Here is a 12,325-nt window from a genome sequence, read left to right on the forward strand (position 1 = left end):
CGGAGCGGGGATGGCACGTCGCTGTCTGCACGCGCTCTCTACGATGAGGCCATGACCGCAGTTCGGAAGGGCCCGTCCCTCGTCTTCGCTCTCGCGCTCCTCGCAGGCACGGCCCTCTGCGGGTGCGCCCCGGAAGCCTCGGAATCGTCGCCGACGCCGGCTGCGGAGGAGACCTCGGCGTCCGCCTCTCCCTCGCCGACCGCTGATTCTGTGTCTCCCACACCCGATCCCGTTTCGCCTACTGATTCGCCGGAGACTTCTCCCGCCTTCACCGATAACCAGCTGGCGCAGATCTGCATCGACGTCACCACATCCGTGTACGACGCCGATGTCGTGTTCGACCCCGCGGCTGCCCGCATCGAGAAGCGCACGGTGACGCCGGAATGGCTCGTGCTGGTGCCGGCTCAGACCAACGGCTACGACGGGGAATCCGTGTGCACGATCGGCGGATCTCCGGCTGATCCCGACATCGAGATGTCGTCGGGATCCATCCAGCCGCTGCCGGAGGAACAGATCCAGCGGCTCATCCGCGGCGAGAACGAGGGCGGAGAATGACCGCCGGCCGGGTTCGACGGCGGGTCGCGCGCACGGACGAACGCACCCGTGGTCGACGACAGGATGCCGTAGCTGTGCGACTCTGAACGCATGGTCAACGTCATCGCAACACTGGGCGACATCACGCGGCAGCAGGTCGACGCGATGGTCAACGCCGCGTCGGTTCGAGGCCGCTTTCGCCCTTCGCCGGGACGATGACGGGCTGTTCGAGCCGGACGTATAGCGCGTTCGGCGTCACCGGCCCAGTGTCAATAGCCCGTCGTACCCTTGCCGTCATGCGAACGACCACGCTGAGCTGATCGACCGGTGGCTCTCGGACCCGCAACACGACATTGCACGGGGAATGACGAAGACCCCGACTTCCCAGTGTTTTCTACGGGAGTCGGGGCCTTCGATTTGGCGGTGACGGTGGGATTTGAACCCACGGTAGGGGGTTACCCTACACAACTTTTCGAGAGTTGCACCTTCGGCCGCTCGGACACGTCACCGCGGAAGAGTTTACGCGACGGCGGCCGCTCGCGCGAATCGGCTGCTCACCAGGGCGCGGCGACCTCGGCGTGCGTGCGGAGGACGCCCTCGGTGCTCCCCGCCGGAGCGCGTCCGATCCCGCATTCCGTGGCGACCCCGAACTCGGGCACGACGGCGGATGCCGCGGCGATCCGCCGCGCGGCACCCTCGGCGCCGTCCTCTCGGTGCACGAGTCCGAGGTACAGCTCATCCACCGGCGCGAGACCGGCCAGCGGCGCGAAGTACTCCGCGTCGTCCCGCGCGATCGGCACCGGCAGATGCAGCCACGACAGCGACCGCGACGCCGCGGCGATCACGGCGTTCGCGAAGCGCACCAGCGTCCCGGCATCCGTCGGCTCGATGAAGTGCCGCTCACCCGCGTCGCCGTAACAGAGATGCACGCCCACCTCGACGTCGACCGGCACGGCATCCACGAGCGCGGCGAGCCGCGAGACCAGTCCGTCGAACGGGTCGCCCTCCCACCATGCGTCCATCACCGCGCCGTAACCGGAGGCGTGCTCGATGATGCCCAGCTCGCTGGCCACATCCCACTGGATCGCCAGTTCATCGTGCGGGATCGCGGTCAGGATCTCATTCACCTCAGCCACCAGGGCACCCGCGTACACGGGCTCGATCGCCGCGCGATCGTCGCCGGAGAAGAACGACGACACCACCGCAACCGGCGTCGGCAGCGACACCTGGAAGCGGATGCCGTCCGGCACCGCGCCCTCGTCTCGCAGCCGCGCGAACACGCGGTACGACTCGATCGCGGCATCCGCGTATCCGAGCGGCGGCAGCGTGATCGACGCGGCGTCCACCCCATCGGCGATCCGAAGCGGCCGCGCGTCGAGGCCGGCTTTGAACGGGATCGGCTCCTCGCCCACCCGCTCGATGCCGTCCGCCTGGCCGAGCACGTCGGGCTGGAACATGATCCAGTGGAACCTCTTGCCGACCTCGCCGTCGGGGATGCGCTTGAGGTGGCCGCCGAGAAGAGCGACCGAGGTGCGGATCGTCGTCTCCGCGTCGTCGTAGTTCACGCTGCCCACGAGGAGGGCGCCCTGCGGCTGAGTCATGCTCCCAGGCTAGCCACCGCGACCGCCGCAGAATATCCCCGGCGACACCTTCCGTCATGATCGATCGCGCCTGGTTAGGATGACCTCACGGAGGTTGTCCCATGAGCTTCATCACCTCGCCTGCGCTGGCGGAGACCGGCTACGTCGTCCTCGCCCCGCATACGAGCCCGATCGAGCCCGCCGAGTGGCTCGATCTCGAATACGTCCGCTGGCGCTCCTCCGGAGTGACCCGGTTCGCACCGTTGGCCAGCTACGCCGGCGACATCGACTGCAACGGATTCTGGAACCACACCCCGCCGCGCACCGACAAGGACGGCGTCTGGATCGACACGCAGGTCGCCACCGCACCGACGCTGACCCGTCTCGCCCAGGAACCCGGCACGAACGTCGGACGCTGTCGTGTCATCGAGCTGCAGGCGAACACCTACGCCGACGCGATCTACAACCTGCACCAGGACGACAACAACCGCCTGAACGAGGACGGCACCGGCTGGGTCGTCCGCTCCTTCGTGAACCTCACCGACGACCCGGACTCGCTGCTCATCCTCCGCGAGGATCGCTTCGATCCGGCGACCGAGCTGCGACTGCCGCTTCCCGCCGGCAGCCGCATGGTCGTCGACACGCAGCGCTTCTGGCACGCTGTCTGGCACCGCGGCAACGCCCCGCGCTATTCGCTCATCACCTCGCTGACCTCCGGCCCGGATCTCGACACATACATCTCTGCGCTGCACGGCGACCCGCACGCGGAGAGCGTCGCGCTCGATCCGCAGCTGATCGAGGAGGCCCAGGTCGAACTCCACCGCCGCATCGAAGAGCGACGCCGCGCCTTCGAGGCGCAGGGCATCGTCATGGAGCCGCCGGTCGAGCTGTACTAGCCCGACCTGGACTAGCGGCCGAGCGCGCCGAGCAGCTCCACGAAATGATCGAGGTCTGCGGCCGACCAGGTGCGCAGACGCTCGCCGATGCGACCCTCGTAGCGCGCTCGCGCGATCGCGATGCGCTCCTGCGCGAGATCGGTGGCGACCAGTACGCGCGCGCGCCGGTCCTCGGGGTCCGGCATGCTCTCGACCAGCCCTAGCTCCTCGAGCTGCCGCACCTGACGGCTGACGCCCGACTTGTCGGTCTGCAGGCGCTCGATGATCGCTCCGGCCGAGGTCGCCTTGCCGCTCGCGATCGAGATCAGCACCTGGTAGCCGAGCGGCTGCAGATCGGGATGCACCGTGACCGCGGCTTCACGCCAGCCGATGCGGATCCGTGCGAACAGGCGCCCCAGCTCCTGCTCGACCCGCGTGACGGCGTTCTCGAGATCCTGCCCTTCGCCGATGGGGGTGGACGCGGGGTCGGGAGACGAGGCGCTCATGATCGCCAGTGTACGGCGAAGCCCCGCCGCAGCACGCCTCGCGGGCGAACGCTGCGGCGGGGCATCTCCGGGCGCATCAGACTTCGGCGAGGAGACGGAACACCTTCGAAGCGGCTTGAAACTCCTCGGGCGTCAGTTCGGCGAGGATCTCGCGCAGCCGCTCGGCGTGGCCACCTCTCAGGTCGGCGAGCGTCTCGCACGCGGCAGGCGTCGCAGTGAGCACACGCTGCCGCCCATCGTGATCGTCGGGACGAGACTCGAGAAGGTCGAGATCCTCCAGCATCCGCACCTGACGACTGACCACCGACTTGTCCATCTCGAAACGCTCGGCGAGCTGATGGGCATTCGCGCTGCCCGCCCTGGCGATGAACGTCAGCAGTTTGTAACCGGACGGCTGCAGGTCGGCATGGATCTGCGCCGCGGATTCCTTCCACAGCGACCGGGCCCTGGCGAAGATCAGGTTCAGGTGCCCCTGGAACTCCGCGACCGTGTCATCGACATCAGTCGGCACCGCGCTGTCGACGGCGGCCATGTCAGCGCCCATTCTCGCGATCTTCGCGCTCGAGCACGCTCACCGAGCCCGTGGTCCGCGAAGCGGGATCGCCACCAGCGATGCGGATGCTGCCCGTAGACGTCGACGCTCCCACCTCCGCCTCGGCGACCTCGATGACCGATTCCTCGGCCTGGTCGCGCAGCTGCTCGGCGGCGTTCTTCGTCGACAGCGGCTTGTTCTTGATGAAGGCGATCGCGATGATCCCGAGCACGGCGAGCGGGATCGCGATGATGAACGAGTCCGCGATGCCGTTGCCGTAGGCCGACTCGACGATGGTCCGGATGGTCTCCGGCAGCTCTCCCACCTTGGGGACGTCGCCCGACGAGAGGTGCTGCAGAGCGGTGATCTCCTCCGGCGTGGTCGGGGTGAAGCCCGCAAGCCCGTCGCCGATGTAGGTGCCCACGCTGGTGGACAGCAGCGCACCCATGATCGTCACGCCGATGGTGCCGGCGATCGTGCGGAAGAAGTTGACGTTCGACGAGGCGGCACCCAGCTGCGTCGGCGAGGTGTCGTTCTGCACGATGAGGGTGAGGTTCTGCATCACCATGCCGAGGCCGGCGCCGAGAACGAACATGTAGACCGCCACGAGCGGGAACGGGGTGTCGTAGCGCAGCGTCGCCATGAGCGTGACGCCGATAGTCGCGAGCACGGAGCCCGCCAGCATCCAGCCCTTCCACTTGCCGAACCGGCTCACCAGCTGGCCGATGATGATCGAGGCGCCCATCTGGCCGACGATCATGGGGATCGTCATCAGGCCGGACTCGGTCGGCGTCGCGCCACGGGCGAGCTGGAAGTACTGGGCGAGGAACACCGAGGTGGCGAACATCGAGACGCCGATGGCGATCGAGGCGATGACCGACAGCGTGAAGGTGCGGTTGCGGAACAGCGACATCGGCACGATCGGCTCCTTGACGAAGAACTCGACCACGACGAAGGCGAGGATGGCCGCGACCGCGATGGCGCCCAGCGTCCAGCTCGTCGCCGAATCCCACTCGAACTGGCTGCCGCCCATGGACACCCAGATCAGCAGGGTCGAGACGCCGACGGCGAGCAGGACGATTCCGAAGTAGTCGATCGAGACCTTGGTCCCGCGCTGGGGCTTGGGCAGGTGCAGCGTGAACTGCAGGAGCACGAGGGCGAGGATCGCGAACGGCACGCCGACGAAGAAGTTCGAGCGCCAGCCCCACACATCGGTGAGGAATCCGCCCAGGAGCGGCCCGCCGATCGTGCCGAGCGCCATGATGCCGCCGACGACGCCCATGTACTTGCCCCGCTCACGGGGCGAGATGATGAGGGCCACGGCGATCATGACCAGCGACATCAGACCGCCGACGCCGATGCCCTGGATCACGCGCACGGCGATGAGCATATTCGTGTCGGTCGAGAAGCCGGCGATCACCGTGCCGACGGTGAACAGGATGAGCGAGAGCTGCACGAGGATCTTGCGGTCGACCAGGTCGGCGAGCTTGCCCCAGATGGGCGTGGACACCGCAGTCGCCAGCAGGCTGGCCGTGATGACCCAGGTGTACTGCGACTGCGTGCCGCCGAGGTCGGCGATGATGACCGGCATCGAGGTCGATACGACGGTGCCGGAGAGGACCGCGACGAACATGCCGACGATGAGGCCGGAGATCGCGGTGAAGACCTCGCGAGCCGAGCGCGTGGCCTCGGCTGAGGATGGGGATGCTGTTGTCAAAGTGGGGATGCTCCTGCGTCAGAAAGTTGATCTGAAGCAACCATACGCCTATGGTTGCTGAACGTCAACTGTCATGCTTGAGCAACTATTTAGAGGGCGGTCCGGCCTTCCTCTATTCGAACGACCCGATCGACCGTCCCCTCGGGCGGGGCGACGTGCGAGATGAGCAGTACCGACTGCCCGGTTGCCGCCCCGAGCAGATCGCGCAGCAGAGCATCGGATGCCTCGGGATCGACGCCCGCGGTCGGCTCGTCGAGCACGAGCACGGGGAACCCGCCCAGCAGCGCGCGTGCCAGCGCGAGGCGCTGGGCCTGCCCTCCTGACACGAGTGCGCCACGGTCGCCGACCCGCGCGTCCAGGCCGCCGCGCTCGCGCGCCCATTCGCCCAGGCCCACGCGGTGCAGCGCGTCGAGCAGGTCGTCGTCGCTCGCGGTGTCGCGGGCGAACAGCAGGTTCTGCCGGATGTCCTCGTCGAAGAGCTGCGGATGCTGTTCGCACAGCCCGATCATGCGCCGCAGTGCCGGGCCGCTGAGGGTCGCGGCATCCGTCCCGCCGATCGTGAACTCGCCCTCCGCGCGGAGGAAGCCGACCAGCACCGAGGCCAGCGAACTCTTGCCTGCGCCGCTCGGGCCGGAGACCAGCACGCGCTCGCCCGGCGCGAGGTCCAGCGAGACGCCGCGCAGGGCCGTCGCGCCCCCGGGCCAGGCGGCACGGACGTCGCGGAGGTGCAGGGCCGTTCCGGCAGGGTGCTCGTCGGCGCCGGCATCTGGTCGAAGCTCCTCCGGCACCGACGCCGGCAGCACGTCGACGACGCGCTCGGCGCTGGCGCGCACGCTCCGCCAGGATGCCGCGGCGATCGGCACCGCGCCGAACACCTCGAACACGATCATCGGCACGAGAACGACCACCGCGAGCCACGGCCCGTCGATCGCGCCGGTCGCGAGCCCAGGGGATGCCGCGGCCACCGCCCACGCCGACGCCACACCCGCCAGCACGGACACGACGCCCGCGGCGACCGCCTGCGCGAGCGACGCGCGCGTCACGGTGTGGCGGACGGCCGCGTCAGCACGCTCGATGCGTTCGCGCGCGGCGGGCTCGGCGCCGTATGCGAGGAGGACGTCGAGGCTTCCGAAGTAATCGACGAGGGATGCTGAGAGCTCCGCGCGCTCGTGGGACACCTGTGCCTCAGCGCGTGCGCCGAACACCCATCCGAGGCCGATCGCGATGGTCGCGGCGGCCACGAGGCACACCGCGAGGCTGAGAGCGGCGGGCGGATGGATGAAGGCGATGAAGCCGACCGCCCCGATCGCGACGACACCGGCGACCGCGAGCGGCTGCACGACGCGGAGCGGCAGGTTCTGCAGGTTCTCGACGTCATCGATGAGTGCGGAGAGCACCTGCCCGCGGTCGGTGCGGCCGAGTCCCGCGGGAGACAGGGGTACGAGCCGGCGCACCATGTCCGAGCGGGTGGTGGCGAGCTGACGGAGCGCGGCGTCATGTCCGGACAGACGCTCGAGGTAGCGGAACACGGCTCGCGACACCGCGAAGAACCGGACGCCGACGACCGCCACCGACAGCGGCACGAGGGAGTCGACGATCGACGCGCTGACGATGAGCCAGCCGCTGACCGCGAGCAGCGACACGGCGGCCGCGGCAGAGAAGACACCCCAGATGAGTCCGGGGAGGAACCGGCGAACGGGCGGCTGCGCCAGGCGGAGGACCTCGCGGACGCGGGCGGGGACGGTCATGCGAGCACCCCCAGCGTGACGACACGATCGGCGACGGTGCGCGCCGACCGGCGGTGGGAGACGAGCAGGATCGTGGCGCCGTCGTCGGCGCGTGAGCGCAGGGTCGTCCACAGGCGCTGCTCGGTATCGGCATCCAGTGCACTCGAAGGCTCATCGAGGACGAGAACGCGGACGGAATCCGCGGAGTGGCGGTAGAGGGCGCGGGCGACCGCGACGCGCTGCGCCTGGCCGCCGGACAGCCCGCTCCCCTGTACGCCGAGCTCCTGCGCCGGGTCGAGGTCTTCGGCGCACGCGGCGTCGAGGGCACGGCGGATGCTGTCGTCTTGCGGCTCGGACCCGAGGGCGACGTTGGCGCCGATCGTGCCGCGGATCAGTCCTGGCGCCTGGCCGGCCCAGGCGATCCACTCGGCCGGCGCGAGGGTGCGCACGTCGGTGCCGGCGAAGGCCGCAGTGCCCTCGAACTCCGCGGCACCTCGGAGCGCGGAGATCAGGCTCGACTTTCCGGAGCCGCTGGGGCCCTCGATCAGCGTGATCGTGCCGGGAGTCGCGGTGAAGGAGACCGGCGGGAGATCGCGGACCCGGAGGTGCTCTACGGTCAGGGTGGCGGCTTCGACTCGTCGCTGCGCTCCTCGCTCAACCCGTTTCGTCTCGCTGCGCTCGCTCAACGCCCCGCGGGTGTCGGCCAGGCGGGTTTCAGCTGCGGGTCGTTGAGCGGAGGGGCGCAGCCCCGAAGACGAAACGGGTTGAGCGAGCCGAAGGCGAGTCGAAGCCTCACGCTCCCCCGCCTCATCCAGCACCGCGAACACGTCCTCGGTCGCCGCGACCCCCTCGGTTGCGGCGTGGAACTGCACGCCCACCTGACGGATCGGCAGGAACGCCTCCGGCGCGAGCAGCAGCACGAACAGCCCGACCTCGAGCGACATGTCCCCCGCCAGCAGCCGGAACCCGACCGCGACCGCGATCAGCGCGACCGCGATCGACGACAGCAGCTCCATCGCGAAGCCGGACAGGAACGAGAACCGCAGCACCTTCATGGTCTCGCTGCGGTACCGGTCGGCGGTCGCCTCGATCTGCGATGCGGCCCGCCGTTCGCGGCCGAACAGCCGCAGCGTCGCGAGCCCCTGCACGGTGTCGGCGAATCGCGCCGCCAGGTGCTGCAGCGTCTGCCATTGCTTGCGCTGCACCGTCCGCGTCGCGATGCCGATCAGGATCATGAAGATCGGGATGAGCGGCAGTGTGATCACCGTCGTCAGTCCGCTCGGCCAGTCCTGCCACCACATCACCACGACGATCACCGGCGTCGCGATGACCGTGAGCACCAGCTGCGGCAGGTACTTCGCGAAGTACTGGTCCAGCGCCTCGAGCCCGTGCCCTGCCGTGACCGCGAGCGACGCCTGGTTGCGTGAGGCCAGCCATCCGGGACCCAGGCGGCCGATCGCTCTGATCAGCGCTCCGCGCAGCTGCGTGCCGGTCCTCGCCGCCGCGCTCATGCCGGCGAAGTCGGATGCCGCGATCAGCGCCCCGCGCAGCAGCGCGAGTCCCAGCATCCACACCAGTGACGAGACCACAGAGCGGCCGGCGAGAGCGCCGGTGACGGCATCCGTCAGGAACCAGGCGAAGGCGATCACCACCGCGGTCTGGAGCACGCCGATCGCTGCGGCGAGAACGAAGAATCCTCGCGCAGCGCCGGCGTACTTCAGCAGCCGCGGGTCGACGGGTTTCACGCGTGAACCGGGGCTCCCTCGATCGATGCGCGGGTGACGCGCTTGCGGAAGACCCAGTACGTCCAGCCCTGGTAGAGCAGTACGAGCGGCAGGGCGACCAGGGCCGTCCACGTCATGATCTGCAATGTGTACTCCGTGCTCGACGCGTTCTCGATCGTGAGGCTGAACGCCGGGTCGATCGTCGAGGGCAGCACGTTCGGGAAGAGTGCGGCGAACAGCGTCACCACGGCGAACAGCGTCGTCGCGGCGCCGAAGAAGAACGCCCAGCCCTCTCGTTCGCGCAGGTTCGACGCGATCGACAGCACCAGCGCCACGGCGGCGAGCGCCGCGAGCACCAGAACGACAAGCGAGAAATGCGCCACGACGGTCCAGAGCAAGAACACTGCGGCGACAGCGAGGGTGATGAGGCCCGCACGGAATGCGAGACGACGCGCATCCGATCGCAGCTGGCCGTCGGTCTTCAGTGCGACGAACGTGACGCCGTGCGTGAAGAACAGCAGCAGGGTGGTCGCGCCACCCAGCAGTGCGTACGGGTTCAGCAGATCGAACACCGTGCCGACGTAGACGTGGCGCTCGTCGAGTGCGACGCCCTGGATGATGTTCGCAAATGCGACGCCCCACAAGAACGCGGGCACGGCCGAGCCGATGATGATCATCCGGTCGAAGCCGGCCTTCCACTTCTCTGTCTTGCCCTGATGGCGGTACTCGAACGAGACGCCGCGCAGGATGAGGGTGAGCAGGATCAGCAGCAGCGGCAGGTAGAAGCCGCTGAACAGCGATGCGTACCACTCGGGGAACGACGCGAACAAGCAGGCGCCGGCGACGATGAGCCAGGTCTCGTTGAGGTCCCAGACCGGGCCGATCGTGTTGATGATCTGCCTGCGCGAGACGTCGTCCTTGTTCTTGCCGACGCCGGCGAGGAACGGCAGTGACATGCCGACTCCGAAGTCGAACCCGTCGAGCACGAAGTAGCCGACGAACAGGAAGGCGATGATTCCGAACCAGAGTGTGGCGAGATCCACGATGTCCGTCCTTTCTCAGTACACGACCGACGGCAGCTGGGCCGTCTCGTCTTCGGGCTGCTCTGCGGTGTCCGGCCCCTTCTGAGCGGCCCTCACGATCAGGCGGATCTCGACCACCGCGAGCGCGGCGTAGATCGCCGTGAACGCGATGAGGGAGATGAGTACCTCCAGGCCGGACGTGCCGGGCGAGACGCCGTCGCGGGTGCTCATCAGGCCGAACACGATCCAGGGCTGGCGTCCCATCTCGGTGAACACCCATCCGACGATGTTCGCGAACAGGGCGAGGGGGAACGACCAGATGGCGACCTTCCACATCCACTTGGCGACCGGCTTCTTGGCGTTCTTGCGCGTCACCCAGAGGCCGACGAGGGCGATGAAGGCGTGCAGCATGCCCAGGCCGATCATCCAACGGAACGACCAGTAGGTGATCCACAGGACCGGGGCGAAGTTGTCGATGCCTAGGTCGGCGAACTGCACGGCGTACTCGGCGTTGAGGTCGTTGATGCCGTGCACGCAAGCGTCGAGCGTGTGCGTCGACAGCAGCGAGAGCAGATACGGCACACGGATCGAGAACAGTTCCGACGAGCCATCAGGAGTGCCGAGCGTGAACAGGCTGAACGAGGCATCCGCCCCGCACACCGTGTCGAACGTCGCCTCGGCCGCCGCCATCTTCATCGGCTGCGCGGCGTACATGGCCAGCCCCAGCTGGTCACCGGTGAGCGCGACGCCGGCGGTGGAGAAGAGCATCGCCCACAGCCCGAACTTCAGCGACACGCGCATGGTGTCGAGGTGCTGGCCGCGATAGAGATGCCAGGCCGAGACCGAGATGATGACACCGGCGGCGAACATGAACGCGCCGAAGATCGTGTGCGGGAACGCGGCGAGTGCGACCGGGTTCGTCAGCAGCGCCCAGATGTCTACGAGCTCGGCCCGGTTGGTGGCGGGGTTGTACTCGTAGCCGACCGGGTTCTGCATGAAGGCATTGGCGGCGATGATGAAGTACGCCGACAGGATGCTGCCGATCGCGACGAACCAGATGCTCATCAGGTGCAGCTTCTTGGGCAGCTTGTCCCAGCCGAAGATCCACACCCCGATGAATGTCGCCTCGAAGAAGAACGCCAGCAGCCCCTCGAAGGCGAGCGGGGCGCCGAACACGTCGCCGACGAAGCGGGAGTAGTCCGACCAGTTCATGCCGAACTGGAACTCCTGCACGATGCCGGTCACGACGCCCATGGCGAAGTTGATCAGGAAGATCTTGCCGAAGAACCGCGTCAGGTGCAGGTAGTGGATCTTCGCGGTGCGCACCCACGCGGTCTGGAAGATCGCGCTCGCGAGCGCCATGCCGATCGTGAGCGGCACGAACAGGTAGTGGTAGATCGTCGTCAGACCGAACTGCCACCTGGCGAGGGCAAGCGGATCAAGCCACTCCATCACGAGACTCCCTTTCTCGAGCGGCCGTCAGGCCGCGGAATCCGTCAGCTGGACGACGCACTCCTCAGGCAGCGCGGGGTCGCGCACGAAGTCGGCGACGAGCGGGCCTCCGGCCTGGGTGAGCACCCCCTGCATGAGACCGAGGTGCACCTGGCACAGCACCGGGCGGTCCTCCGGCCGTGCCGCGGCGTGCGGGCACGGCGTGAGGTCTACGGTGAGCTGCACGTCGTCGATGACGGGCTCGAATCCACTCTCCTCGAGGTGCTCGACGAGGTCGTCGAGCTGATAGGTGGCCTGTCGGCCGAGATCGGATGCCGTCGCAGGCAGCGCCCGGCGCATGAGGTCACCGCGGCGCGCTGCTGCCGTGACCTTGTCGCGGGCCACAGGGCTGGACGCCTCGGGCGTTCCGTCGGCGGCGCTGTAGAGCGTGCGCGGACGGCCACGGGTGGTGCGGTGCTCGGTGGTCTGGATGACGTACCCGCCGTCGACGAGGCGCTGCAGGTGCTCGCGCACCGTGTTCTGGTGGAGGCCGGTGGCCTCGCAGATCTCGGCGATCGTCCGGTGGGACCGCGACTGCACCAGGTGCAGGATCTGCACCCGGGAGAAAGTCGAGATTGGCCCGCAGACGAGCCCGCCGTTGGCCATGTCTCCATTAT

The 12,325-nt window shown here is 68.3% G+C and carries 11 protein-coding genes and 1 tRNA gene; 2 read left to right on the plus strand and 10 right to left on the minus strand.

The window, feature by feature from the left end; all coding sequences use genetic code 11:
* Window positions 1-51 precede the first annotated feature (51 nt).
* Window positions 52-555, plus strand: coding sequence for a hypothetical protein (locus tag IM776_RS13255; RefSeq protein ID WP_194420550.1), 504 nt, complete (start codon window positions 52-54; stop codon window positions 553-555).
* A 397-nt stretch (window positions 556-952) separates the two neighbouring features.
* Here IM776_RS13255 and IM776_RS13260 read toward each other — a convergent pair.
* Both IM776_RS13260 and IM776_RS13265 read right to left on the minus strand, forming a co-directional pair.
* A tRNA-Ser gene (locus IM776_RS13260) sits at window positions 953-1,043 on the minus strand.
* Window positions 1,044-1,088: 45 nt separating this feature from the next.
* Window positions 1,089-2,135: a hypothetical protein gene (locus IM776_RS13265; RefSeq protein ID WP_194420551.1), complete on the minus strand. Its 1,047-nt coding sequence runs from the start codon at window positions 2,133-2,135 to the stop codon at window positions 1,089-1,091.
* A 101-nt stretch (window positions 2,136-2,236) separates the two neighbouring features.
* Between IM776_RS13265 and IM776_RS13270 the strand changes: the two genes are divergently transcribed.
* Window positions 2,237-3,010: a hypothetical protein gene (locus IM776_RS13270; protein ID WP_194420552.1), complete on the plus strand. Its 774-nt coding sequence runs from the start codon at window positions 2,237-2,239 to the stop codon at window positions 3,008-3,010.
* Window positions 3,011-3,021: 11 nt separating this feature from the next.
* Here the strand turns inward: IM776_RS13270 and IM776_RS13275 are convergent, their stop codons facing one another.
* The 8 genes from IM776_RS13275 to IM776_RS13310 form a co-directional block, all read right to left on the minus strand.
* Complete coding sequence (locus IM776_RS13275) at window positions 3,022-3,495, minus strand: MarR family winged helix-turn-helix transcriptional regulator (RefSeq protein WP_194420553.1); 474 nt, start codon at window positions 3,493-3,495, stop codon at window positions 3,022-3,024.
* A 76-nt stretch (window positions 3,496-3,571) separates the two neighbouring features.
* Window positions 3,572-4,039, minus strand: coding sequence for a MarR family winged helix-turn-helix transcriptional regulator (locus tag IM776_RS13280; RefSeq protein WP_228479766.1), 468 nt, complete (start codon window positions 4,037-4,039; stop codon window positions 3,572-3,574).
* Entirely contained in the window at window positions 4,029-5,753 is a 1,725-nt protein-coding gene (locus tag IM776_RS13285; RefSeq protein ID WP_422730951.1) for an MDR family MFS transporter, read from the minus strand. The genes IM776_RS13280 and IM776_RS13285 overlap by 11 nt, the downstream gene beginning before the upstream one ends.
* An 80-nt stretch (window positions 5,754-5,833) precedes the next feature.
* A complete protein-coding gene (cydC, locus tag IM776_RS13290; protein ID WP_194420555.1) occupies window positions 5,834-7,492 on the minus strand; it encodes a thiol reductant ABC exporter subunit CydC in 1,659 nt (552 codons plus the stop codon).
* Window positions 7,489-9,216 carry a thiol reductant ABC exporter subunit CydD gene (gene cydD / locus IM776_RS13295; protein WP_194420556.1) on the minus strand — a complete coding sequence of 576 codons (1,728 nt, stop codon included), beginning with the start codon at window positions 9,214-9,216 and terminating at the stop codon, window positions 7,489-7,491. The genes cydC and cydD overlap by 4 nt, the downstream gene beginning before the upstream one ends.
* Window positions 9,213-10,238, minus strand: coding sequence for a cytochrome d ubiquinol oxidase subunit II (gene cydB, locus IM776_RS13300; protein WP_194420557.1), 1,026 nt, complete (start codon window positions 10,236-10,238; stop codon window positions 9,213-9,215). Before cydB ends, cydD begins: the two co-directional genes overlap by 4 nt.
* 15 nt (window positions 10,239-10,253) lie before the next feature.
* Window positions 10,254-11,669, minus strand: a complete 1,416-nt coding sequence (locus tag IM776_RS13305) for a cytochrome ubiquinol oxidase subunit I (RefSeq protein ID WP_194422655.1) — start codon at window positions 11,667-11,669, stop codon at window positions 10,254-10,256.
* 27 nt (window positions 11,670-11,696) lie between these two features.
* The gene (locus tag IM776_RS13310; RefSeq protein WP_194420558.1) at window positions 11,697-12,314 is read right to left on the minus strand and encodes a helix-turn-helix transcriptional regulator; all 618 of its coding nucleotides are present in this window, start codon (window positions 12,312-12,314) and stop codon (window positions 11,697-11,699) included.
* Between the last annotated feature and the right edge of the window lie 11 nt (window positions 12,315-12,325).

The organism is Microbacterium abyssi (genome assembly GCF_015277895.1).
Classification (GTDB): Bacteria; Actinomycetota; Actinomycetes; order Actinomycetales; family Microbacteriaceae; genus Microbacterium; species Microbacterium abyssi.

Excerpts from the sequence above, each read along its gene's own strand:
- cydC (WP_194420555.1), bottom strand. The coding sequence starts at position 7,492 with ATGACCGTCCCCGCCCGCGTCCGCGAGGTCCTCCGCCTGGCGCAGCCG.
- IM776_RS13270 (WP_194420552.1), top strand. The coding sequence starts at position 2,237 with ATGAGCTTCATCACCTCGCCTGCGCTGGCGGAGACCGGCTACGTCGTC.
- IM776_RS13275 (WP_194420553.1), bottom strand. The coding sequence starts at position 3,495 with ATGAGCGCCTCGTCTCCCGACCCCGCGTCCACCCCCATCGGCGAAGGG.
- IM776_RS13310 (WP_194420558.1), bottom strand. The coding sequence starts at position 12,314 with ATGGCCAACGGCGGGCTCGTCTGCGGGCCAATCTCGACTTTCTCCCGG.
- IM776_RS13255 (WP_194420550.1), top strand. The coding sequence starts at position 52 with ATGACCGCAGTTCGGAAGGGCCCGTCCCTCGTCTTCGCTCTCGCGCTC.
- IM776_RS13265 (WP_194420551.1), bottom strand. The coding sequence starts at position 2,135 with ATGACTCAGCCGCAGGGCGCCCTCCTCGTGGGCAGCGTGAACTACGAC.
- IM776_RS13280 (WP_228479766.1), bottom strand. The coding sequence starts at position 4,039 with ATGGGCGCTGACATGGCCGCCGTCGACAGCGCGGTGCCGACTGATGTC.
- IM776_RS13305 (WP_194422655.1), bottom strand. The coding sequence starts at position 11,669 with ATGGAGTGGCTTGATCCGCTTGCCCTCGCCAGGTGGCAGTTCGGTCTG.